This is a genomic window from Polaromonas sp. (assembly GCF_041689105.1).
Taxonomy (GTDB): domain Bacteria; phylum Pseudomonadota; class Gammaproteobacteria; order Burkholderiales; family Burkholderiaceae_C; genus Polaromonas.
Window position 1 is genome coordinate 1 of sequence record NZ_JBDNGU010000146.1, and the last position, 24666, is coordinate 24666.

Consider the following 24666-nt stretch of genomic DNA (forward strand, 5'->3'; position numbering starts at 1 on the left):
TGCAAATCGACCGCAGCGGTCCATTTTTCACCGTCTTTTTGTCCCATAGCTGGGCTATGGGTCTGCAAATCCGGCAAAAACTGTCCTCGCTGGGCCCGATTTTCGCTCTCGACGCCCCAAGTCCGACAGGCTCCTAGACCGGTACCGCAGTGGTTGTCTTCACCCGATCCAGCACAAAGCTGGTTTTGCAGTCCTGCACGCTGGGGTGTTTGAGCAAGGTGTCCATGATGAAGCGGCTGTAGTGCCCCATGTCAGCCACCACCACGCGCAGCAGGTAGTCCATCTCACCGGTCAGTGCCGCGCATTCCACCACCTCGGGCCAGGTCTGCACGCTGGCGCGAAACAGGTCCATCGGGTTGCGCTTGTGCGACTCCGTGTGTTTTTCCAGCCGCACATTAATGTACGCCGTCAGCCCCAGCCCGACGGCCTCGGGTTTGACCAGGGCCACATAACGGTCGATCACGCCGCTCTCCTCCAGCCGCTTGACGCGGCGCAACACGGCGCTGGGCGACAGGCTGACCTGTTCGGCGATCTGGTCGTAGGTAGCCCGGCCGTCGGCCTGAAGGCTGCGCAGTATGAGCCTGTCCAGCTTGTCTAATGCTTCCATGGCAAGTATTTTGCAGGTTTACTGCGGAACTGGCCAGATCAACGCCTCGATTCGCATAAAAAATGAGGGTTGACGCCTGTACAGTGAATCGTCTGTACCTTTTGGCATTTTTTGCCTCTTTGCCCTTTCAGTTCAATTGCCTGGAGACACCATGACTTCCACCGCCACGCCAGCAGTCAAAACCGCCACCGCCGGGTGGGACAACCCGATGGGCACTGACGGCTTTGAGTTCATTGAATACGCCGCACCCGATCCGGCAGCGATGGGCGCGCTGTTTGAGCGCATGGGCTTCAAGCCGATTGCGAAACACCGCCACAAGAACGTGACGCTGTACCGTCAGGGCGGCATCAACTTCATCATCAACGCCGAGCCCGACTCGTTTGCCCAGCGTTTTGCGCGCCAGCACGGCCCCAGCGTCTGTGCCATCGCCTTTCGCGTGCAGGACGCCAAGGCCGCCTATGAGCGTGCCATCACACTCGGCGCCTGGGGCTATGCCCACACCGCCGGCCCCGGCGAGCTGAACATTCCGGCGATCAAGGGCATTGGCGACTCCATCATTTATTTCATCGACCGCTGGCGCGGCAAGAACGGCGCCAGGGAAGGCGACATCGGCAACATCGGTTTCTTCGATGTGGACTTTGAGCCTCTTTCAAATGGGTCCGGCGCCGAACTGAACCCGGTGGGCCACGGCCTGACCTATATTGATCACCTGACGCACAACGTGCACCGCGGCCGCATGGCCGAGTGGTCGGGCTTTTACGAGCGCCTGTTCAACTTCCGCGAAGTGCGTTACTTCGACATCGAAGGCCAGGCCACTGGCGTCAAAAGCAAGGCCATGACCAGTCCCTGCGGCAAAATCCGCATTCCGATCAACGAAGAGGGCAACGAGAAAGCCGGCCAGATCCAGGAGTACCTCGACAAATACCAGGGCGAAGGCATCCAGCACATTGCCATGGGGTCCGACGACCTGTTTGCCAGCGTGGACGCCCTGCAACTCAGCGGCATGAAGCTGTTGAACACCAGCGACACCTACTACGAGCTGCTGGATAAACGCATCCCCGGCCATGGCGAAAACCTGGCCGAGCTGCAGTCGCGCAATATTCTGGTGGACGGCGCACCCGGTGAGCTGCTGCTGCAGATCTTCAGCGAAAACCAGCTCGGCCCGATCTTCTTTGAATTTATCCAGCGCAAGGGCAACCAGGGTTTTGGTGAAGGCAACTTCAAGGCGCTGTTTGAAAGCATTGAGCTGGACCAGATGCGCCGCGGCGTGCTCGAGGCAAAGACAGCCGCCTGAATTGTCATTGCGGGCGATGGTTTGTCATTGCGGACTCGATCCGCAATCCATGCCGCGCCAGCCCGCGATGGTGGTTCATGCAATATGGATCCCGGATCAAGTCCGGGATGACGCGAACAAGCCAAGTCAGCGATAGGGGCGAGACCCTGAATCCAGGAGTGATGAACCATGGCCACAGAACCTGTTGTTTACGGTGCCAGCGAGCGCCCGCCGCGCGGCGACTACACGCGCGCCGGCGCCGACTACACCTGCCCGCAGGACTACGACAGCTACACCGCAGCCGACCACGACACCTACCGGCGGCTGTACGCGCGCCAGGCCGCGCTGCTGCCGGGCCTGGCCTGCGACGAGTTCATAACCGCCCTGCCTTCGCTGGGCGCAAGCGACCACATTCCGCGCTTCGCAGACATCAACAAACGCTTGTGCAAAGCCACCGGCTGGGAAATCGTCACCGTGCCTGGGTTGATTCCGGAAGTGCCGTTTTTTACCCTGCTGGCCAACCGCAAGTTTCCGGTCACCGACTGGATCCGCAAGCCGGAAGAGTTCGACTACATCGTCGAGCCCGACGTTTTTCACGACCTGTTCGGCCATGTGCCACTGCTGTTCAACCCCATCTTCGCCGACCACATGCAAGAGTACGGCAAAGGCGGGCTGAAGGCCCACGGCCTGGGCGCTTGCGAGCAACTCAGTCGCCTGTACTGGTACACGATTGAATTCGGGCTGATCCAGCAAGCGGACGGCTTGCGTGCTTACGGCGCCGGCATCCTCAGCTCGTCCGGTGAGTTGCAGCATTCGGTGCAAAGCCCCGACCCGCAGCGCCTGCCGCAGGACATCGAACGCGTCATGCGCACCCGCTACAAGATCGACTGCTACCAGCAGACCTATTTTGTGATCAACAGCTTTCAGGAGCTGTTCGATAAAACTGCGCCGGACTTCACGCCGATTTATGAACGCCTGCGTGTTTTGCCAGAAATAGCGGCAGACGCGCGAGCCGCCGAAGAAGAGGCAATTCAGCACTAAAGCAACGGCCCGGCCCGCCAGCGCCACATCTGCCTGCCGCGATTCATCCAGACGGCGCCTCCTACAAAAGGAGGAGGTAAAATTTTGTTACTCCGTCTACGATGAGGCTCCCGTTGATCGAACTACCTGCCGCGATGACAAGAAACACCAAAGTGTTGCTGGTCATGGACGTGGTGGAGTCGGTCCGGATCATGGAGCAGGACCAGGATGGCTTTGTACGGCGGTGGCAACAACTCGTGGAAGAAGCGGAGCACAAGGTGCTGCCGCAGCATGACGGGCGCATTGTCAAAAGCCTGGGCGACGGCCTGATGCTGGAATTTGCCAGCGCCCAAAGCTGCGTCAAAGCCGCATTTGCCCTGCACAATTTCACCCGGAAAGCCAATGCCGGCGTACGGCCCGAGCACCAGATGCACCTGCGCATGGGCGGCCACCTGGCCAGCTTTGTCACCGACCAGCACGACATCTACGGTACCGACGTCAACCTGACTTCGCGCGTGAGCACGCTGGCGGGTCCGGGCGAAACCGTGGTCACTGCCGACATGCGCGACCAGCTGGCCCCGGTGCTGGACGCCGATGTGGAAGACCTCGGCGAGTGCCACCTCAAACATGTCAAGGCGCCGGTGCGCGCCTACCGCGTGGGCCCACCCGGTGATGCACCCATCGTCCCGGCGGGCAATGCCGTTGAACTGAACCTGCGCCCCACCATCGCGGTGATTCCGTTTGCCATGCGTAGCAGCGAGCCTGGTCATGAATTGCTGGGTGAGGCGCTGGCCGATGAGGTGATTGCTGCCCTGTCAAGAACTTCGGAATTGCATGTGATCTCGCGCCTGTCGACCACGGTGTTTCGGGACCGACGCGAAGCCGTTGAAGACATCAAAACGCATCTGGGCGCCACTTACATCCTCTCGGGCACCTGCCGCAGTGCCGGAACGCAGCTGGTTTTATTCGTCGAATTGATCGAAGCAAAGACGGGCCACATCCTTTGGGCGGACAACTTAAAGGGGCAAGTGCATGGCTTGTTTGCAGCCGATGATGAGCTGATTGCGCGTGTGGTCGCAGCGGCGAGTTCCTCGGTAATGTCACAACAGCTGCAACGGGCGCACAGCCAGGCCATACCCACCCTCGAGGGATACACCTTGCTGCTGGGCGCCGTCGCGCTGATGCATCGCACCTCACCCGCGGAGTTCGAGCGCTCCCACCAGATGCTTGATCACCTGATTGAACGCGGCCGACGCCATCCCATCCCCCATGCATGGCTGGCCAAGTGGTACGTCATGCGCGCGTCTCAGGGTTGGTCTATTTCACCCGACAAGGATGCGCGTCTTGCGCTGGACGCGACGCACCGTGCCTTGGACGTTGACCCGAACTGCGCACTGGCATTGACTATTGAAGGGATAGTTCAAAGCAACCTGCTGAAGAACCTTGAAGTGGCGGAAGAACGACATCGTTCAGCGATTGAAAAGAATCCAAACGAGTCCCTTGCCTGGCTCTATACCGGCATCATGCATGCCTTCAAGGGTGAGGGAAGCAAGGCGTTTGCCGCCACCGAGCGGGCTATTCAGCTGTCACCGTTGGACCCTTTGAAGTACTACTACGATTCTCTGGCCGCAGCATCTGCAATATCCGCGGAAAAATATCCTATCGCCATCAAGTATGCGCGTCGCTCACTGCAGGCTAACAAGATGCATTTGTCCAGCTACAGATCGCTGGCCATCTCGCAATCGCTAAACGGTGACCATGGAGAGGCGCAAGCGACGATCGGGAAATTATTGACCTTTGACCCCGGCTTCAGCGTTACCAAATTCATCGCAGGTTATCCGGGGGCGAAATCGTCACCTGAGTACATGAAGCATTTGGTGAGTGCGCTTCGTGTCGCAGGCCTGCCTGAGTGACGTTGCTCCGATTCGATTAACTCCAAAAAGGAATTTCAATGTCTGGTTACTCTGGCTATTCCGGCTACTCGGGCTACTCGGGCTACTCGGGCTATTCCGGCTACTCGGGCTATTCCGGGTATTCCGCAGTCGGCGCAACAGATCCGCTGATAGCTGATGCTCTGACAAAAAGTCGATCAGCCCTCACTGGCCCATTTCAAGGCGCAACGCTTCCCTTCTCGCTGCCCACCCCACTGGACAAGCCCGAACGCCTTGCCGATTGGGCTGTAGGCCCGAGGATGGCGGTATGCGCGCTGGAAATGCTCTCCGGCTTGCACTTCGATGTCAACCAAGGAAAAGCAGCCGTGACCCTTGGTTTCGTTAATCTGGACAAAAAGCCACTCAAGGATTTGACGCTGGCGCGCCTGGTACGCCCGAATGAAAAAATCTTCACGCAGCAACTGGACCTGGTTGCCAACTACGCGGAATTGCGCGAAGACCGCGGCGCAGAAGTTCTGGCGCAGATAGGAGGTGGCGCGGCTTTCTGGGCGTCGATTGTGGGGCTTTCCACCCACCGTCACAAATACACACTTGAACTGCTGGACCTGGCGATGTCCTTGGCGACCCATGTCGAAATGCGCTTCAAGCACGCGTTTGCTTGCGCCCGGCCGGTGGAACTGTCGCCACAGATTCAGCCGATGATCCCTACACCCGGCCACGCCACCTGGCCCAGCGGCCACGCAACAGAAGCCTACCTGACTTGCGCGTTGCTCCAGGCCCTGCTGCCACATGGCTCCAAGTACAAGGAGCAGCTGGAGCGATTCGCAGCCCGCTGTGCGGTGAACCGTACGGTCGCAGGTTTGCATTACCCCATTGACAGCGCGGTTGGGCGACTGCTGGGTACATCCCTGGCCGATTTTTTCGTGGCTCGCTGCACCGGCAATCTCAAGTTACATGAACGCGGCTTCAACGGCCCCAAATTCCATGGCCCCAAAGACACCGTGATCGATTTTGACCCCCGCGTGTCAATGACCGACAACCAAAGCGGCTACTACGAGTACGCGGTATCCGCTTCGGCCATTGCCGCATCGCCGCTACTCGAATTCATGTGGACCAAAGCCGCCAAAGAGTGGCAACCACTCAAGTAAGCTGTCATGACCTGGACCAAACTGCCCAAGGGCGAGTTCACGGGCATCGACTGGGCCGTGCCTGGTGCCACCAACGGTTTTGACCCTTACCTGATCTGGGCTGAAACCGACGACTTTTCGGGCTATGGCGACAATCGGCCCAAGTGGCTGCCGGTTGCTGTTGAACTCACGGCGGGCACCACGGTGCAGCAGCTGATTGGAGCGGCATCAACCAAATGGCTGCTCGTGCCGCCTGTGTACACCAGTCGGGCCGCTCCTGCGGGCCTGACGTTTTGCACTGCAAGGGTGAAGCCGGCTTTCTTCAAGCACCTTCAGCCCGGCGGGCGGCTGCATGCACTGGTCCTGCGCCTTGAGCTGGGTTTGCCAGCGGCCGAGTATGCCGGCGAACCCACTGGCCAACAGACCCCCGTTCAAGCAGCAGCACCCTCCGGTCCGCTGCTGTACGGCAAAGTGCTGGGCCTGATTGACGACAGCCTGGCTGTGGCGCATGTCAACTTCCTTGACGGCGGAAAGGCACGCACCCGCTACTTCTGGCGACAGGACGGGGTGGGCACAGGCCCGACACCTGCAAGCCTTGGTTACGGCCACGAGCTGACCGCCGCCGACATCAACTTAGCGATTCAGGCCAGCACCTACAACGGCCTGGTGGACGAAAGCGCGGTTTATGTCGCGCTGGGGCTGTCCACCCTGGGCAAGAAGATGCCCAAAGGCAGGCCCTTCTTCCACGCACTGGACACGTCAGTCAGCCACGGTACCCATGTGATGGACCTGGCGGCCGGGCCCCGCAGCCTGCTTGCGCAAGTGGCCAATCTGCCCCCGGGTTTTGACGCGCCGCCGAGCTGGGCGCTGGCAGACGACGATGCCAGCCGGGCACCATTGATTGCTGTGCAGCTCGACTACGACACGGTGCGAGATACCTCTGGCGGATCAATGAACGTGAGCGTCCTGGATGGCCTGCTGTACATCCTGTCGCGCTGCGCCGACGATGCCAAGGTGGCGGTGAACATCAGCTTCGGCACGCTGGCCGGCCCGCACGATGGCACCTCACTGCTGGAAGCGGCGATGGACGAGTTGATCGGGCTGCTGGGCGGGCGCCTGCAGATAGCACTGGCCGCCGGCAACAGCTACCAGCTGCGCACGCACGCCAACAAAACGCTATCAAAAGGTGAGCGCATTACGCTCAACTGGCAAGGGCTACCGGACGATTCGACTCAAACTTTTATGGAACTGTGGATTGAGGAAGACCGCGAAGGCCTGGAGATCACCATCACCCCGCCGGGGCGTGCTGCCTTGCCGCCACTGAAGTTTGGTGAATCAAAAATGTGGACGGATGGAGGCAAGCTGCCTGTGTGCGCCCTGATTTACCCCCAGGCCGTTGCCACGGGTCGGCGCGGCACTTGCGCCTTGCTTGCGGTCGCGCCAACCTTCAGTTTTGACAAGAAGGCCACGACCGCCCCCGGTGGCGTCTGGCAGATTGCGTTGACCAATACGGGCAAAAAACCGGTCACCGTTGACGCCTATGTGGAACGGGACGACGTGGTCATTGGCACCCGCAGTGGCGCGCGCCAGTCGCACTTCGAGGACAAGTGGTACGACACCAGCGGCAACCCGGACTCGTTCGTTGACCACCCCGACAACCCGAGCCCGATCCGGCGCAGCGGCAGCTTCAACAGCATCGCCACGGGGAGCAAGACAGTGTCTGTGGGCGGCACGCGGATCACCGGGCCGCACTGGGCACACTACTCGCCGCAAAAACCAGACCCCGACGCAGCACGGCCCAAGCGGCCGGGCGTGGTGAAGGTGCCTGATACCGAAGCTTTCAGCGACGAGAACCCGGCTTTGCTGGGGCTTAAAGCGGCGGGCACACGCAGCGCTGGCGTTGCACGGCTGGTCGGCACCAGCGATGCCGCCCCCCAAATCACGCGGAAAATATTTAACGCACTTTGAAAATGTTCGGGGACTACCAGCGAGCCGGCAGCTTTTTAAGCAGCGTGATGCGACGGATGCCGAGCTCGATGTAACCACCTTTTTCAAGATCCTTGAGCAGGCGGCTGACCATTTCACGCGAGGCACCGACGCAGTTGGCAATGTCCTGGTGCGTGATGGATTCCAGCATGGTGCTGTTGCCTTCGCCCTCAGTCGCTTCGCCGCGGCGTTCTTCGAGCAAGGCGACCAGTCGCCCATACACGTCGAGCAGCGCCATGTTGCGAGCGGTTTCTGTGGCGGCCCGGGCCCGCCGGATCACCTGAACCACGAGGTTGATGGCGAACTCAGGCTCTTCAACCAGATGCGCGCTGACATCAGAGCGGCTGAGCACCGCGCAGGTGCAGGGCTCGAGCGTCATCACCGAAGCGGACCGGGGGCCGCCATCCAGGGACATCTCGCCAAAATAATCGCCGGCGTTCACGGTGCCGTAGGTGATTTCCCGTCCGCTCTCGTCCATGGCAAACACCTTGACACTGCCTTTGAGCAGCACAAACAGGCTGTCGCCGGCCTCGCCCTCGTTGATCAGGACGGCATTTTTACGATAGGTGCGCTGCACCCCTCGGCGCGCCAGCGACCGCAACTCGGGAACCAGCGGGGTGTACAGGTCTTCATTGGAGGTGCTTGACGTACTCATGATGAGCCGTAATCTAGCACGTGGCGTGCCGTCAGTGTGGCCGTCGGCGCCAGAGACGGGGGTTTAGTGGATTTGAACCAGGTGAAAAGGCGCCACCGGTGGCAATACAGCCACCCGGTTCACCAGTTCACGGACACCACTGGAGCTGGTTTTGGCGCAAAGACTGCGCACATGGCTGCGCACGGTAGACACGGCAACCTTCATCTGGACAGCAATCTCCGGCGTGCTCAAGCCCCTGCACAAAATCGCCAGCACCTGCTCTTCAGTCTGGGTCAATCCGTAATTGCGGGCAAAAAACCCGAACATCCCTGATTCGCACACCTCGACACGCGAAAAGAAGACCGCAGTCCGACTTTTCCAGCCACCCAGCTCATGTTTGAGGGGCACGACCGCCAGCATCAGGCTCAAGCCGCCGCCCGTGACATTGATCAGGCTGCGTTTGCCGGCGCCGGCTTTGACCAAGGCCGATTGCAGCGTTTTACTGTCCGCCGGCGTGGTTGCCTGGAGTTCGTCGCCGACCTTGCCCAGCACCCGGCTGCGATTGAGCTCGATCCGGGCCGCCTGGTTGGCGTGAATAATCTGATTGCGCTCGCCGACCACAACAACGCCATGGGCCAATGCGTCAACCAACAGGGACAGGACATCCGGACTGGCATCGCCCAACTCCGGATTGGCAAGAAGCAGGGCCGGCTCCGCGAATCCGGCCTTCAACAAGGTGTTCATCTTCAATCGCTTTGTAGCCGTTGCAACTTGTTAAGCGTATAAAGCCTGAACGAATGATGATAGTGAATAAGGCGCCCGCTACGTGTGAACAATTTCACAAGATCAAACCAGCACCTGATGGTCACCTTTGGCGCCGGAGACAACTACAAGCGTGCGCCAACTTACCAAGTGAGGCCTACGCAGCGTTGACAAGGCCGTGAGTTATGGTCGTCCGACTTACACCCATGTGCTCAATACCGCTCTGGTCTGCGTCCAATACTCCTGCAGCTCGATAAATTGCTGGGGGGCATTGGCGGGTACACAGCCCGTCTTTGCCACCGCCTCCAGTTCCACGCAGACAGCCTGCATGGCGACAGCGCCCACATTGCTGGTCGCGCCAATCAGTGCGTGGGCGGCCCAAGCCAGCGCCACAGGGTCATCGGCGCGGATGCTCTGGTCTATCGCACTGAGCCTCTGGGAGGCATCGGCCATAAAAAGGCCAATCACCTCGCGGGTCATGCTCAGCTTGTCGTCATCGAACTCCTTGAACTGGGCGAGACGCTCAAGGTCCATCAGTTTGCCGTCCGCTCGACGCGCCGGCCTGACCGGCGCCGCCTGGGTAGCCGCCAGCAACGCGGGGCCCTCTGCCCGGTCGCGCACAGGTACTGGTCTGGCAGGTTTTCCCGATCCCTCAGCTGCAGAGGTCATTCTGGGTAACCAGCGCTCCAGCGCTTGCGCCAGCGCAGACACATGCAACGGCTTGGTCAGGTAGTCATCCATACCGGCGGCGGCGCAGCGCGCGCGGTCTTCGGGCGATGCGGCGGCGGTCAGGGCGAGGATAGGCGGCGCCTTGTTGCCCATCATGGCCTGTATATGCTGCGTGGCCTGAAACCCGTTCATGCGGGGCATGTTGACGTCCATCAGGACGGCGCCAAACCGCCAACCCGCGCCGTGGGCTCGCGCCACGGTCTGCACAGCCTCCCGGCCGTCCAGAGCGGTTTCGGACTGGTACCCCAGTTTGGCAAGCATGGCACAGGCCACCTTGAGGTTCACGGCGTTGTCGTCGACCACCAGCAGCGTCATGTTTTTGGCTTCGGGGCCGGGGGTGCCTGCGCTTGCGCGCCCTGGCGGCTTGTCGCTGCCCTCCCCCGAAAAGCAACGTATCAGCGTATCGAACAACTGCTTCTGACGAGCCGGCTTGAGCAAACGCGCCTTGAACATTTGCACAGCCTCCTGGCCAGGGGGCATGAACCCGGAGGTAAGCAGCACCAGCGGCACCGCAGTCAGGGTGCTACTGGCTTTGATGGCTCGCGCCAACGCCACGCCATCCATTTCGGGCATGTGCATGTCGGTGATGATGATGTCGGGTCGCAGGGATTTCTCCTGCGTCAGGCTCCGCAGGGCCTGGGCGCCGGAGTCGGCACTGCTCACCTGCATACCCCACATCTGCAGTTGGCGCGTCAGGACCCGGACATTGGTCACGTGGTCATCCACGACCAGCACCTGCTTGCCCTGCAAGGCCAGGGCGTCAAGGGTGGCCGACACGGCAGGCAGCTGCGCCGGCGGCGCCGGCGGCGCCTGGATGGTGAACCAGAAAGTCGAGCCCTTCCCCGGCACACTGTCCACGCCGATGTCACCGCCCATCAACTCGACCAGCCGCTTGCAAATGGCCAGCCCCAGACCGGTGCCGCCGTATTTGCGGGTGGTGGAAGCGTCAACCTGGGTAAAGGCCTGAAACAGCGAACCGATACGGTCCGCCGGGATGCCTATTCCTGTGTCAGACACACGGAACTCCAGCAGAACGAGTCCCGGATCATCGGCCTGGGGCAGCCGCCGGACAGTCACGGCCACTTCACCCTTTTCGGTAAATTTGACGGCATTGTTGATGAGGTTGATGAGAACCTGCCGGATGCGTGTGATGTCCCCGGCGATGGCTTCGGGCATCTCCGGCCATCCGCCGCCGCCCAACTCGGGCACGTCAACGATCAACTCCAGGTTTTTTTCCCGGGCCCGGGGGGCCGCGATATCGCAGGCTTCTTCAATGGCGCTGCGAGGACTCAGGGGTTCGGCCTCAAGATCAAGCTTGCCCGACTCAATTTTGGAAAAGTCCAGAATGTCGTTGATGACGGCCAGCAATTGATCGCTGGAGAGGCGAATGGTTTGCAAATAGTCGCTTTGCTCGTCATCCAGCGGTGTCTCGGCCAGCAGGGTGCTCATGCCCACCACGCCATTGAGCGGGGTGCGAATCTCATGACTCATGGTTGCCAGAAATGCAGCCTTGGCCCTGGCGGCCTGCAAGGCCTCCTCGCGGGACGCCAGCAACTCGGCAGTGCGCTGCGCTACCCGTTGTTCCAGCGTCTCATTGGCATCTTCGATGGCCCGGGTTTTGATCTGCACCTCGGCCCGATACCTTTTGAGCTGCTCTGCGCTGTCGTGCATCACCTGCGACAAGGCCATCACTTCCCGCAGATGGGTACCGCGGTCGATCCGGGGGACTTCTCCGCGCCCGAGTTGCTGGGCGGCCACACTGAGGCGCTTGAGCCTGCGGCCAATGCGATTACCCACATAAAGTGCGACCAGCGCACCCAGAAAAACAACTCCGCCGATCAAGCCCAGGGACAACTTCCAGGCGCGGTCAATGTCTGCAGTGAAGTCGCTTTCTGGCGCAGCCACCACCAGCGTCCAACGCAGCCCCAGCGATTCGCCAAACGGGCGCTGGACCATCATCAGCGTGTCACCCTGCAGAGCCAAACGCTGCAAGGTCGTGTTGCTGGCGACTGAATCCTCGCGCTTGCGGGAGCGCTCCAGCACGAGCGCAGCAAAACTTTCACGAATAACCCGATTGGCACTGTTCTGCGGACTGCGCCGCACCTGTTGGCCTTGCTGGTCCTCAAACAGGGGGTCCCCGGCGGATCCGGCAACCAGCAGGCCCGCCTCATCAACAATGAAAGCGGCCCCGCGTGCGCTGATGCGTTGTGTTTGCAGCAAGGCGGAAAGCTGCTGCAGATAGAGGTCCACGCCGAAGACGCCCGCCGCACCTTCATCGCTGTCATACACAGGCTGTGACAGCGTGACCAGCAGTTGCGGCTGGTCCGGGACCACCTGGACGGGTGAAAAAATGCGCCCCTTGGCAATCAAAGCGCCCTGGTACCAGTTGCGGGTGCGAGGCTCGAACCCCGGAATCGCCACCATCGGCTTTGTCCTGTCACCCGGGCGCCGGGCAGCAAAAGCCTGCAATACCGCGTCGTTTGGGGAGCGGACCAGAATGGTCGCCCCGCCAGCGTTGTTCTCTACTGAGAAATACTCGCCGCGGCTGTTGCCAAAATACAGTTGAGGCACATCCGGGGACTGTCTGGTCAGCGCAAACGCCATGGGTTCGAAGGCGGCACCGTGGCGCAGCCAGTCCCGGGCCTGTTCAGCTTGCGAGGCATTCAGGCGCTCGGGAAATAGACCATTGAGGACGTTGTGCGCCTGCGCCAGATGGGCCTGCGTGCCTGCCTGAATCTTTGCAGCAACATTAAAAAGAATTTCCCCCGCCAGATCCTGGACAGCCTGGGCACTGCTGCGCGCCATCAACGCAGCCACCAATGCCGCGGGCACCAACGCAAACAGCAAAAGGCTCACGACAAGAACTCGACGCAGGGAAAGTGTTCTCTTGGGCATAAACCTGTTGCGCCAATGCGTTCGTCGCTGCGACTGGATTGTCAGGCTTGCAGGGCCAGACCCAGCAGCTCCGCAGCATCAAGCGCCGCACTGCGGCCAGGCAAGGCAACCAGCGCCCGCCCGCCCGTGGTCACGCCGCCGGTGACGCCTCTCAACATGGCCACGCTGGCAGCAATTTGCCAGCCAGCCTTGTAAGCCTGTTTTTGTAGGAGCAAGGTGGCGCTTACGGTGTCGCCGACAGGCAAGATATGCATGCCGCCGTGCAGGGGATCTTCAAGTTTGGCCAACGCGACCGGACCGCTGTTCAATGCCACGCTGACGTCGAACCGGGGAAGCCGGTGGGTCGGAAATTGGCTGTGGATAAATTTCTGCACACGCCTGGCCGCATCCAGCAGCCCCAGTGCAGCACGGGCGGCACGCAGGCCGTGGTTGACGGAGTCCGTGTCGGTACTGTCGACAAAAACGACCAGCAAACCCTCGCCGACAAATTGCATGTGCTTCGCTCCGAACAGATGAACGGTATCACCGGCGTTGTTGTAGAACTGGCGCACGACATCGCTGAGCTCGGAACTCGACAATTTTTCAGCGAGTGCGGCGTAATGAAGCACATCCACAAACAATACAGTGGCATTGGAGAATTTTTCGTCGTCGCTGGTTCCGTCGGCGGAAGGCCACTTTTCACTCAGTTCCGAAGCCAGCTTTTGCTCGTACAAGTACGACAAGTGATGTTTCTGGTCTTCCAGCGCGGCCTGAACGGCCGCCTCCACCGCCATGGTCTGAACCGCCGCCTGCATCTGTCGCTTGTTGAGCTGGGCCGCTGCCGCCTCGCGCAACTCGCCGGGCCTGAAGGGCTTGGTGATGTAATCGTCTGCGCCGCTTGTCATGCCAATGCGCATGTGAGCCCGCTCCTGAAGCGAAGTCAACAGAACCACCGGGATAGCCATGATGGCAGGGTCCGCGCGCAAGGCCTGCAGCATTGCAAAACCGTCCATCACCGGCATTTGTACATCGCTGATCACCAGATCGGGCTTGTTCTGCCGGATCAGCGCCAGCCCCGACAGCCCGTTGTCGGCTGAAAGCACGTCATAGCCGTCTTTTCTGAGCACCGAGGCCACCAGCGTGCGTGTGGCCGCATCGTCTTCCATCAACACAATCAAAGCCATTGTTTATTCCAGGCGGACACCTCAACAAGAGGCAACTCCAGCATACACAATTCGTTACTGATTTGGCGGTCAGATTAATGCCTTGTGCGTACTTTTCCACAGTTAATGCCTGTCATCGCCAGCGTTTCAAGCATCACTTGGGGCAAGAAAGCCAGTTGCACATGAGCGGCCCCGCGCAACAGCCGATTATCGGCGCTGGGCAAAGCGGCGGTAGAGCTCGGAAACACAATATTGTCGCAGTTGGAGTACCAGCAGGTAAACAGACGATGCCGATGGGTCGGCATGCCTGCGTCCAGCTCTTGGTGCCACTGGCCCGTCAGCTGCATCTGGCGGCCATTGGCAACCCGGCTGAAGCGGGCGAGCCAGGTGCCGCGATGCGGCGTGCCAAGCGTTACCACATGGTGAATGCGATCCTCGGCCTTCATGGCCCGTAACCAGGCGCGCGCAGCCAACCCGCCCATACTGTGGCACACCAGCAGTGGCGGCAGACCCGTGGCCTCATGCACCCTTCGAACGGCTGCATCGATCAGCGGGACGTAATTGTCGATGGAAGAAAACGGCGGCTCCAGGTTGACGGCCATGTAGGCATGGCCGCTGCCCTGCAGTTGTTTCAGCCACGGAGACCAAAACCCGCGGTTGCAAAAAAAACCATGAATGAACACGATCCCGCGGCGACCTGGCACCGCAGACTCCAGCGCCAGTTCGTCAGGGAACAACTTGGAGCGAAAAGGTTGGCGCCAGCAAAACACCCAGGGCGTTGTCAGCGTTTCGCCCCACCAGGCTCCGGCCAGCTCCCGCCACGAAGGTTGTGGCGACGGGTCACTGCGGTTGACAAATCGCAGGGCGACAAACTCGACCGCAAGAAAGCCCGAATACCCCAGAATCAGAACCACCACACCGGACAGCGCCAGCACTGCAGACCATTCCCAGAAAAGCAGCAACCACACCAATGCCGCGACCAGCAAAGTGCAGGTAATCAGTTGTTGAAGGCGGGCCACCATGAGCAGCGCAATTCAGGCCAGGGCAACGGCGCGCCCGGTCAGCTTGCTGACCAGGCCCTGTGCCAGGCGGTTGGCTGTTCCGTAGACGGACAGTTGTGGGTTGGCGCCTATGCTCGTTGGAAAAATCGACCCGTCGTGAATTGACAAATTTTCCAGTTGCCAGTGCACGCCGTCAGGCCGCGTCACGCCCAGTTTTTCCTGGCCGGCCAGGCCGCAGCCGCCCATGACGTGGGCACTCACCATTTTGGTGAGCATGGGCTTCATCGGCAAGGCGTTCACGGCATCACGGGCCTGGGGCCAAGTCGTGTAGGACTGAGCCATTTCGTGCAGAGGCAACACCTGCAGGGCACCGGCGGCAAACTGGATTTCCATCATCGACAGCAGAGCGCGCCGTGCGCCGTCCATCACATAGTCAGTGAGCGGGTAGGCCAGCACAGCCGAGCCGTCGCCGCGCAGCCTGACCTGGCCGCCGCGAGACTGCTCATGGAACCCGTCGCGCAGCAGCGCCAGCAAGGTGTGGTTGTTGGGAAAGGTCTTGAGCAGGTCACGCTGGCTCTGTCCCATGCCAGGCACCGTCGACGCAAAAATCACTGGATGCAGAGGTGGTGCTTCGAGCTTGTAGCCGATCGGTCCGTCGATGGCCTGGGTGTTCAGGAAATGATCGGTGTAAATGGTTTGCGGTGCCCCATTCCAGGCCTCAACTTTCTGCGAGAACACGGCAGAACTCATCACCACCGGGTGCAAAAAGGTTCGGGCGCCCAGCCAGCCATGGGGATCGGGCGCGCCGGAGCGCAGCAAAACCGCCGGGGAGTTGATCGCGCCACCAGCAAGCACATAGTGCTTCGCTATTATTTTTGTAGCTGTCTGCCCTCGTTCCGTCTGGGCTGGAGCCCCATTTGGCATCACATTTTTGCAATACAAGGCGGTGACCTTGCCGTTGGCCAGTTCGAACCTCTCCACCTGCATCTCGGTCAATAGTTGCGCACCCAGATCCAGTGCTGCCGGAATGGTGGTTACCAGCATCGATTGTTTTGCATTGGTCGGGCAACCCAGACCGCAGGAGCCGAGGTTCCAGCAGCCTTTGACATTGCGCGAAATCGCCGCCGCCTGGATATTGAGTTTGGCTGCGCCGCGGCGCAGCAGGTCATTGTTTTCGTTCGGCGCGGTCAGCCAGGGCAGGATGTTCAGACGTTTTTCAGCCTGCGCGAAATAGGGTGCCAGCGCCTTCACGTTGTAGTCGGCCAGGCCAAATTCGTCCTGCCAATATTTGAGTGTCGCGGCCGGCGTGCGGAAGGAGCTGGTCCAGTTGACTGTGGTGGAGCCGCCGACGCAGCGCCCCTGCAGGATGTTGATCGCCTTGTCCTCGGTTTTGCGCGCGGCGCTTTCCTGGTAGAGCTGCGGATAGGCTTCAGACTCCTTCTGGTTGAAGTCGCTGCTGCTTTTGAGCGGTCCTTCTTCAACCATCACCACGCTCAGGCCCGCCTTGGCCAGCAGTTCCGCCGTCACTCCTGCGCCAGCGCCACTGCCAACAATGGCCACGTCGCAGACAATTTTGGCAGGCGCTGGACCCAGCGCGCCCCCCAGGACTTTCCAGCCACGCTGGAGACCGTCGCGGATCGGGTCCTGTAATTGACTCATGCTGCTTTCTGGATGGTTAGAGCTTCAGCGGGCCGGGATACCCGAGCTGCGGCCAGGTAGATGCATCTGTAAAGTAGGCGGCAGCCGTGATGTCGTGCAACGCGGCATACGCTTGCTGGCGCAACGCGAGACTGGACAGGCGCATGCCCTGGAGCGCTTGCTGAATGCCCGCTTCGGATGCCAGCGGCCAAGCCGTCCCCAACCCGGCCATCACGCGCCGACCGGGCGTGCTGGCCAGCAGGGACAACAATCGCGACAGCTCGTTCTGCGCGTGCACAGGTAGCGCGAGGGTCAGTGCATCGATCCGGGCAAGCAGCCCATCGAGCGCGGCTTCCCTGGCTGGCGCATCCGCTGGCAAGCTTCCCTGCAGCACCGCGCGTCCCACTGCCCTGAATACTTCGCGACCGCCTTCACCGAGCTTGCCGTCCTGCAAGCCGGTTTGCACCAGAGACGCGACACCCCCGGTGAAAGCCAGCGCGAGCGCTGATGCGGTGCCGAGCTTGAATAGGGTCCTTCTTTGCATGGGTCCAGTTTCTCACGCGTTCTATGCATTTCAATAGGGCGCCGCACCTAGATAAACTCCGTGTTTATATGGACGTCACCGCATCCCGTATTCATGAGGCCATGCAGGCTGTAGCACAGCTGCGGCGTCACCGCGTCGCCCATCCTCTGCTTGAGCAGGCCAGTGTCGAGGTCAAGCGCTTTCAAGCGCAGCGCTTCAGGGCAACCTACGCCGATCTTCTGCATACCCCCCGCTACCAGCTCGCCACCCGGTTTTTTCTGCAGGAACTGTATGGAGACGGAGACTACGCGCAACGCGATCAGCAGTTTGCCCGTATCGCCAGCACGATTGCGCGCCTCTTTCCGCAAGCCGTGGTCGAGACCGCAGCCTCGCTGGCCGAGGTGCATGCGCTTACCGAGCAGCTCGACGACCTGATGGCAGCGCAGTGGCTGCTAACTCCTGCACTCAGCCTGCACGCGCGTTACATCACATGCTGGCGCAATGTGGCAGAACGGCCAGCCAGAAACCGGCAGCTCCAGGTGGTGCTGCAACTCGGCCGGGAGCTGGACCGCCTGACCCGCATGCGCGGGCTGCGCAGCCTTCTGAAGATGATGCGGGCACCAGCTTCAGCGGCCGGCCTGAGTTCGCTGCAAGGTTTTCTTGAGGCGGGCTTTGATGCTTTCGCGGACATGAAAGGCGCACAGGAGTTTCTTGCCTTGATCGAAAGTCGCGAATCAGCCTGGATCGCGACCCTGTTTGACGATGACGCTGTCACCTGCGAGACGAAATTGCATCAACTGCTTGCCAGCACCCCAGCGCATTAGGGACAAGCCCCATACACCGAAGGCTCATGTGCTTTCACAATGGCACACAAGGAGTTTTCATGGACAAGTTTTGGCTCAAGAGTTATCCCGACGGTGTTCCGCACACCATTGATCCCGAGCAGTTCCGCTCGCTGAATCAGTTGCTGGAAGATTCCTTCAAGAAAAACGCGTCCCGGCCATTTTCGGTCTGCATGGACCGCTGGATGTCTTACGGCGAACTCGACGAGCTGTCCTCTGCGATGGGCGTCTGGCTGCAAGCACAGGGGCTGGAACCCGGCGCCCGGGTGGCGATCATGTTGCCGAATATTCCGCAGTTTGCGGTGACCATGGCGGGCATCCTGCGCGCGGGTTACACCTGCGTCAATGTGAACCCGCTCTACACGGCCCGCGAGCTCGAGCACCAGCTCAAGGATTCTGGCGCGACAACCATCGTGATTCTCGAGAATTTTGCGACGACCCTTGAAGCAGTCATCGAAAACACGTCCATCAGGAATGTGGTGGTCGCATCGATGGGCGACCTGTTGGGTTTCTGGTACGGCCAGTGGATCACTTTTGCCGTGCGGCATCTGGCAAAAATGGTGCCGGCCTACAAGTTGCCCCTCATGGGTGGCCGCACCGTCACGCCTTTCAAGCGGGTGATGGCACAAGGACAGGGCAAGACCATCAAGCCAGCACAAAGCGACCTCGATTCCATCGCTTTTTTGCAATACACCGGGGGAACCACTGGACTGTCCAAAGGAGCGGTGCTGACACACCGGAACATTGTGGCGGCCGTGTTGCAGGCCGAAGCCTGGTTCACGCCGGCGCTGCGCCGCGTTGGCGATGTCAGCAAGACCAACGGCATTGCCGCCTTGCCGCTTTATCACATCTTCGCGCTCACACTCTGCCTGCTCGCGATCCGCTGGGGCTCCCACCTCACTTTGATCCCCAATCCGCGGGACTTCGGCAAATTCATTGAAGTTCTGAAGAAGCACCCGTTTCACATGCTCCCTGCAGTCAATACCCTCTTCAACGCACTGCTGCAGCATCCACAGTTTCAGTCCGTGGACTTTTCCAGTCTCTGTGTTTCACAGGCCGGCGGCATGGCCGCATCCGAAGGCACAGCCAAACACTGGCTGGAAGTGACCGGTAGCACGATGATCGAAGGTTGGGGCATGAGCGAGACCTGTGCCATCGGCACCAACAACCCCGTGCTGAACAAAGGATTCACCGGGACCATTGGCCTGCCCTTGCCAGGGATCGATATTGTCATCAAGGACGACGATGGCAGGTCGCTTCCTATCGGTGAGTCTGGTGAAATTTGCATCAGAGGCCCGCAGGTCATGACAGGGTATTACCAACAACCTGCAGAAAACGAGACAGCCTTCACGCCAGACGGGTTCATGCGCACCGGGGACATCGGCATCATGGATGAGCACGGCTACACGAAGATTGTTGACCGCAAGAAAGACATGATCATTGTTTCTGGCTTCAACGTTTTCCCCAATGAGCTTGAGAATGTGATTTCAATGTGTCCGGGCGTTGTCGAATGCGCAGCAATCGGAATCGTGGACGATAGTCAGGGCGAGGCCATCAAGGTTTTTGTGGTCAAGAACGATCCCACGCTCACGGAAGAAGCCCTCGGCGAGTATTGCCGGCAGCATCTCACCGGGTACAAGCGCCCCAAGTACATCGAGTTTCGTGATGATTTGCCAAAAACCAACGTGGGGAAAATTCTTCGACGTGAGTTGCGCGCCTTATCCTGACCCCCTTGACGGATGTCATTCATGACTGACGACAGGCTTCCGCAGGGCGTGAGCGTTTTCGAACGGGGATGGTTGTCGTCCAACAATGTTCTTATGCTCGGCTCGGCCTCAACCGCCCTGATTGACAGCGGTTACAGCACGCACGCCAGGCAGACACTCGATCTTGTTGATGCTGGCTTGGGGCAACGCTCACTCGATTTTCTTCTGAACACGCATCTACACAGCGACCATTGCGGTGGCAATGCGGCCCTTCAGGCCACTTATCCAAATCTGCAGACTTTGATTCCGCCCGGGCAAGCGCATTTCGTTTCCTCCTGGAATCCGGTCGCCCTGACCTATGCGCCCACGGGGCAGCTTTGCCCGCAGTTTCGGTTCAGCGGGCTGCTGCTTCCTGGCGGCGAAATCCAGCTTGCGAACAGGGCGTGGCAGATCCACACAGCAGCCGGCCATGACCCCCACTCACTTATTCTTTTTGAGCCCCAGTCCCGCACGTTGATTTCAGCGGATGCGTTGTGGGAAAGTGGCTTCGGGGTGATTTTTCCCGAGCTTGATGGAACGAACGCCTTTGACGAAGTGGCGGCGACCCTGGACATGATCGAGCAGTTGGCGCCTCGCACCGTTATTCCCGGTCACGGTGCAGTGTTTGGTTACCGGCCCGAAGTTCTGGCTTCTGCCCGTCAACGTCTGGATGCCTTTGTCAGCAACCCCAGCCGGCACGCGCAGCATGCCGCCAAGGTTTTGCTCAAATTCAAGCTGCTCGAGCAGCAACAGTTGCGCTTCGCCAACTTTGTGGAGTGGTCGAGGAATACCAGCTATTTCGAGCAGATCCGCTGTACCTTTTTCGCGTCCACACCGCTGGAGATCTGGATAGAGCAGCTTACAAATGAGTTGGTGCGATCAGGCGCGGCCCGCAGAAACGGTGAGTTGGTCTCCAACGCTTAGTCCAGCGGCGTGATGCCCCTTTTTTCTGCGCCGCTTTTGCAGATAGGCTGTTGTTGTCTGCGGCATGCGGCTGTCTCTGGGTAAGCGGCCAGCGAACCCACCCTTGACACGCGGAAGGAGCCGACGGCGTAGAGATCAGATGCTGGCGAAGGCGGGCGCCCAGCGATGCGGCAGCAACTCACCGATACGGTTGTTCGGCTGCGTAGGCAGCCGAGTCAGCACATCCTTCAGGTAGGCATACGGGTCATGCCCATTGAGCTTGGCTGACTGGATCAGGCTCATGACGGCCGCCGCCCGCTGACCTGCTCTGAGCGAGCCCGCAAACAGCCAGTTGTTTCGTTTATGAGCAGCTGCTCATAAACGAAATAATGCGAACTGCACGCTTATGCGAAGTCGAACAGTCAAGTCCGGCGGTCAAAGACTGCGCTGGACTTCACATAAAAATTGGCGTCTCCTGCGGTGGCAACCCCACTTCAGGAGAACATCATGGATGCATTCAGTTCGGTTTCCGCGACATCAGCAGCATGGCTGCGCGATAGCGTCTTCGCGCCGTTCGTGCACGCGTACGTTGAACATCTGACCTCTCGGCGGTACGCGCCTGGGACCACGCGGGCCTACCTCGGCTGCGTTGCGCACTTCGCGCACTGGTGCCGCAGACGATCGCTTGATCTTGGCGATCTGCAAGGCCCCCTCAGGGGCTTCGTTCAAGAGCACTTGCCTTATTGTGACTGTGCGCGGCGCGTGCAGACGGACCCTCGTCAAGTTCGGGCAGCTTTGAGCCACCTGCTGACAGTCCTTGCCTGTCATGGCGTATCAACTGTCGCTGGCCCAGTTTGCGCCACCGACTCCGTGCTACAGCGCTTTGACGAACACCTGGAACAAGCCCGGGGTCTCGCGGCCAGCACACGGCATAGCCGACTTAAGATTGCCCGGTCGCTACTCCTGCGCACATCCTCGGCCACGCCCAGTGCGTCGGAGCTACGCCAGTTCATCGCCGGAGAGCTCGCTCGGGTATCGACGGCCAGCGGCGCTTCGCTGGCAGGTGCACTGCGAAGCTACCTGCGCTTCCGGGCGTTTGAGGGCGACCTGGTCGACCATCTGTTGCCCGTGATCGCATCGCCAGCCCGTTGGCGGCTGGCACCGTTGCCGCAGACGCTGTCGGCGTCCGAACTCGATCAACTGCTCAACGCATTCCCACTGAACTTGCCGTCACGCCTGCGCGCCTTTGCCATCGTCCGCTGTCTTGTTGACCTGGGACTGCGCAGCAGCGAAGCCATCAACCTCAACCTGGACGATGTCGACTGGACAGCTGGCACACTGTGCGTCGCCCACGGCAAGTCCCGCCGTGCGGATGTGTTGCCCCTGCCCGAATCGACCGGCAGAGCCATCGCCGAGTACCTTCGTTCTGAGCGGCCCAAGACCACCAGCCGACGAGTCTTCGTTCGGCACGTCGCACCAGTAGACCACCCGGTCGGTGCCGACGTGGTTCGCAACACCGTGCGAGCTGCATACCTGCGCGGCGGATTGCCATACACCCGGGTCCACATCTTGCGCCATACGCTGGCCAGCCGAATACTGGCAACTGGCGGCACGCTCAAGGAGGTGGCTGATGTGCTGCGTCACCGCGAGCTCAACACTTCGATGATCTACGCAAAGGTCGATCAAACTCGTTTGGCCGCGGTCGCGATGCCGTGGCCAGGGAGTCCAGCATGAACGCCGCGGGTTCATTGATGGAGGCGGTGCAGCGCTACCTGCAGGAGCGAAGACAGCTTGGCTTCGCATTGATCGCACCGACCACGGAGTTGAAGCGGTTCGCTCGCTTCGCCGACAGCCGAGGCCACGAAGGTCCGATCACCCTGGAGCTGCAGATCGCGTGGGCGCAAGAGCACGTCCGGCGCACCAGTGAGGTGACCGCAGCACGACGGCTGGAGATCACCCGACCGTTCGTTGCCTACTACCGGCAGTTTCAGGTTGCCTCCGAAATACCGCCAACGGGTGTACTCGGACGGGGGCACCGCCGACTGACCCCACACATCTACACGGACGAGGAGATCCAAGCTCTACTTGATGCCGCCGGTGGCCTAAGACCGGCTGGCGGCATGCGTCCGCTCACATACTGCACGCTGTTCGGGTTGATCGCCACCGCTGGCCTCAGGCTCTCCGAGGCGTTGCAGTTGAAGGTGGGCGACGTCGATCTGGAAAATGCGACCATCACGGTGCGCCAGACGAAGTTCCACAAGTCGCGCTGCCTGCCCATAGCCGCCAGCGCGGTCCAGGCGCTGGCTCAGTACCGGGATCGCCGTAACCGGCACGCCGACCCCGGCGCAGCAGCACCGTTCTTCGTAACACGCAAAGGTGGCATCCTTCCCAAGCGGACGGTCGAGAGCGTGTTCGAACGCATGAGGCCGAGCCTGCAGTGGCAGACCCGCGGCGACCATGCACACCCGCGTATCCACGACCTTCGGCACACCTTCGCAGTGCGACGCATTCAGCGATGGAATGAGGCTGACGTGTCAGTCGAGCACGGCATATTCTGGCTATGCACATACCTGGGCCACGCGAAGATCAGCGACACGTACTGGTACCTCACCGGCGTGCCGGAGCTCATGGAGTTGGTCGGCTCGAAGTTCGAGCGCTTCGCTTGTGAAGGAGGTCGTGATGAGTAAGCTGTCATCGCCGACGTTCGCGAACCTGGTGCAGCAGTTCTTTACCGACTACATGACCCAGCAGCGCGCACTGAGCCCGCGAACCGTGGCCTCCTACCGCGACACGTTCGTTCTGATGTTGCGCTTCGCGCATGAGCAACACGGCAAGGCACCGACCGACTTCCAACTGACCGATCTCAACGCGAAGTTCCTGCTCGACTTCCTCAATCACCTTGAGCAGCGGCGCCACAACTCAGTGCGCAGCCGCAACGCCCGTCTGGCGGCAGTGCGGTCGTTCCTGAAGTTCGCCGCCGGGCACGATCCTGCACACCTGAGCGTCATCGAACAAGCGCTGGCGGTGCCGATGAAGAGATTTGATCGCAAAATGGTCGGCTTCGTGCCGAACGAACAGATGCTGGCCGTGATCGACGTGCCGACCGACACCTGGATCGGTCAGCGCGACCGCCTGATGTTGACGCTGATGTTCAACACCGGCGCGCGGGTCTCGGAGGTCGTCGCCGTGCGTCTCGTCGACGTGGTGCTCGGACCAACGTCGAGCGTCCGGCTGCACGGCAAGGGCCGCAAACAGCGAACGCTGCCTCTATGGAAGACGACGGCTAAGGCCATCAGAGATTGGCTGGCACTGAATCCCAGTCTGCAGGCCAACTCGCCGCTGCTGCCTCGCCGAGACGGAGTGTCGATGACCCGCGCGAACGTCGCGCAGCGCTTGAAGCTGGCCGTGGATGTCGCCACCCTGCGGCACCCCGAGTTGGCAAAAATATCGGTTTCGCCGCACGTCATCAGGCATTCCACGGCGATGAGCCTGCTGCAGTCCGGTGCAGACCCCTGCGAGATTGCCCTGTGGCTAGGGCACGAGAGCCCATCAACGACTCACATGTACGTCGAGGCCGACCTTGCGATGAAGGAACGCTCTCTTGCTCGATTGAAGGCGCCAGGCATCAAGCAGGCCCGGTACCGACCACCGAAGGCCTTGCTGGCGTTCCTACAGGCACTGTGATTATGCGAAGTGGTGAGCGATAGCTCACGTCGCCTCTTCGAGGGCGGGAGCGCAGGCATGGTCTGCTGACTTCGCATAAGCGCACAGTTCGCATTATTTCGTTTATGAGCAGCTGCTTATAAACGAAACAACTGGCTGTTTGCGGGCTCGCTCAGAGCTGGCCAGCGGGCGGCGGCCGTCATGAGCCTGATCCAGTCAGCCAAGCTCAATGGGCATGACCCGTATGCCTACCTGAAGGATGTGCTGACTCGGCTGCCTACGCA

General features: G+C 60.5%; 19 protein-coding genes and 2 pseudogenes. 12 read left to right on the forward strand and 9 right to left on the reverse strand.

Annotation, left to right across the window (positions count from 1 at the left end):
* Positions 1-133 precede the first annotated feature (133 nt).
* Positions 134-607, reverse strand: a complete 474-nt coding sequence (locus ACESMT_RS15120) for an Lrp/AsnC family transcriptional regulator (protein ID WP_372827419.1) — start codon at positions 605-607, stop codon at positions 134-136.
* A 151-nt stretch (positions 608-758) separates the two neighbouring features.
* Between ACESMT_RS15120 and hppD the strand changes: the two genes are divergently transcribed.
* The 5 genes from hppD (at position 759) to ACESMT_RS15145 (ending at position 7887) form a co-directional block, all read left to right on the forward strand.
* Positions 759-1901: a 4-hydroxyphenylpyruvate dioxygenase gene (gene hppD / locus ACESMT_RS15125; protein ID WP_372827420.1), complete on the forward strand. Its 1143-nt coding sequence runs from the start codon at positions 759-761 to the stop codon at positions 1899-1901.
* A gap of 168 nt (positions 1902-2069) precedes the next feature.
* On the forward strand, positions 2070-2921 hold the full coding sequence (gene phhA, locus ACESMT_RS15130) for a phenylalanine 4-monooxygenase (protein WP_372827421.1): 852 nt from the start codon (positions 2070-2072) through the stop codon (positions 2919-2921).
* Positions 2922-3055: 134 nt separating this feature from the next.
* Complete coding sequence (locus ACESMT_RS15135) at positions 3056-4813, forward strand: adenylate/guanylate cyclase domain-containing protein (RefSeq protein WP_372827422.1); 1758 nt, start codon at positions 3056-3058, stop codon at positions 4811-4813.
* Between the two features lie 38 nt (positions 4814-4851).
* A complete protein-coding gene (locus tag ACESMT_RS15140) occupies positions 4852-5940 on the forward strand; it encodes a phosphatase PAP2 family protein (protein WP_372827423.1) in 1089 nt (362 codons plus the stop codon).
* Between the two features lie 6 nt (positions 5941-5946).
* Complete coding sequence (locus ACESMT_RS15145) at positions 5947-7887, forward strand: hypothetical protein (RefSeq protein WP_372827424.1); 1941 nt, start codon at positions 5947-5949, stop codon at positions 7885-7887.
* Positions 7888-7900: 13 nt separating this feature from the next.
* Here the strand turns inward: ACESMT_RS15145 and ACESMT_RS15150 are convergent, their stop codons facing one another.
* The 7 genes from ACESMT_RS15150 to ACESMT_RS15180 all read right to left on the reverse strand — a co-directional run bounded on the left by ACESMT_RS15150 (position 7901) and on the right by ACESMT_RS15180 (position 17250).
* On the reverse strand, positions 7901-8560 hold the full coding sequence (locus tag ACESMT_RS15150; protein ID WP_372827425.1) for a Crp/Fnr family transcriptional regulator: 660 nt from the start codon (positions 8558-8560) through the stop codon (positions 7901-7903).
* Positions 8561-8623: 63 nt separating this feature from the next.
* Positions 8624-9283 (reverse strand): helix-turn-helix transcriptional regulator, encoded by a 660-nt coding sequence (locus ACESMT_RS15155; RefSeq protein WP_372827426.1) that lies wholly within the window; start codon positions 9281-9283, stop codon positions 8624-8626.
* 216 nt (positions 9284-9499) lie between these two features.
* Positions 9500-12886: a response regulator gene (locus ACESMT_RS15160; RefSeq protein ID WP_372827427.1), complete on the reverse strand. Its 3387-nt coding sequence runs from the start codon at positions 12884-12886 to the stop codon at positions 9500-9502.
* Between the two features lie 80 nt (positions 12887-12966).
* A complete protein-coding gene (locus tag ACESMT_RS15165; protein WP_372827428.1) occupies positions 12967-14088 on the reverse strand; it encodes a response regulator in 1122 nt (373 codons plus the stop codon).
* A gap of 74 nt (positions 14089-14162) precedes the next feature.
* Positions 14163-15089, reverse strand: coding sequence for an esterase/lipase family protein (locus tag ACESMT_RS15170; protein ID WP_372827429.1), 927 nt, complete (start codon positions 15087-15089; stop codon positions 14163-14165).
* A gap of 12 nt (positions 15090-15101) precedes the next feature.
* Complete coding sequence (locus ACESMT_RS15175) at positions 15102-16727, reverse strand: GMC family oxidoreductase N-terminal domain-containing protein (RefSeq protein ID WP_372827430.1); 1626 nt, start codon at positions 16725-16727, stop codon at positions 15102-15104.
* 16 nt (positions 16728-16743) lie between these two features.
* On the reverse strand, positions 16744-17250 hold the full coding sequence (locus tag ACESMT_RS15180) for a hypothetical protein (RefSeq protein ID WP_372827431.1): 507 nt from the start codon (positions 17248-17250) through the stop codon (positions 16744-16746).
* Positions 17251-17318: 68 nt separating this feature from the next.
* Between ACESMT_RS15180 and ACESMT_RS15185 the strand changes: the two genes are divergently transcribed.
* The 3 genes from ACESMT_RS15185 to ACESMT_RS15195 are packed head-to-tail and all read left to right on the forward strand — an operon-like array spanning position 17319 to position 20740.
* On the forward strand, positions 17319-18053 hold the full coding sequence (locus tag ACESMT_RS15185) for a hypothetical protein (RefSeq protein WP_372827432.1): 735 nt from the start codon (positions 17319-17321) through the stop codon (positions 18051-18053).
* 59 nt (positions 18054-18112) lie between these two features.
* Positions 18113-19798, forward strand: a complete 1686-nt coding sequence (locus ACESMT_RS15190; protein WP_372827433.1) for an AMP-binding protein — start codon at positions 18113-18115, stop codon at positions 19796-19798.
* Positions 19799-19819: 21 nt separating this feature from the next.
* Positions 19820-20740 carry an MBL fold metallo-hydrolase gene (locus ACESMT_RS15195; RefSeq protein WP_372827437.1) on the forward strand — a complete coding sequence of 307 codons (921 nt, stop codon included), beginning with the start codon at positions 19820-19822 and terminating at the stop codon, positions 20738-20740.
* A gap of 135 nt (positions 20741-20875) precedes the next feature.
* Here ACESMT_RS15195 and ACESMT_RS15200 read toward each other — a convergent pair.
* Positions 20876-21079 (reverse strand): annotated as a pseudogene (locus tag ACESMT_RS15200) (transposase domain-containing protein); the annotation flags it as partial.
* Positions 21080-21226: 147 nt separating this feature from the next.
* On the opposite strand from ACESMT_RS15200, the gene ACESMT_RS15205 reads away from it, so the two are divergent.
* The 4 genes and pseudogenes from ACESMT_RS15205 to ACESMT_RS15220 all read left to right on the forward strand — a co-directional run.
* The gene (locus ACESMT_RS15205; RefSeq protein ID WP_372827434.1) at positions 21227-22453 is read left to right on the forward strand and encodes a tyrosine-type recombinase/integrase; all 1227 of its coding nucleotides are present in this window, start codon (positions 21227-21229) and stop codon (positions 22451-22453) included.
* A complete protein-coding gene (locus ACESMT_RS15210) occupies positions 22450-23406 on the forward strand; it encodes a tyrosine-type recombinase/integrase (RefSeq protein WP_372827435.1) in 957 nt (318 codons plus the stop codon). Before ACESMT_RS15205 ends, ACESMT_RS15210 begins: the two co-directional genes overlap by 4 nt.
* Positions 23399-24403 carry a tyrosine-type recombinase/integrase gene (locus ACESMT_RS15215; RefSeq protein ID WP_372827436.1) on the forward strand — a complete coding sequence of 335 codons (1005 nt, stop codon included), beginning with the start codon at positions 23399-23401 and terminating at the stop codon, positions 24401-24403. Before ACESMT_RS15210 ends, ACESMT_RS15215 begins: the two co-directional genes overlap by 8 nt.
* Positions 24404-24517: 114 nt before the next feature.
* A pseudogene (locus ACESMT_RS15220) lies at positions 24518-24666 on the forward strand (transposase domain-containing protein); the annotation flags it as partial.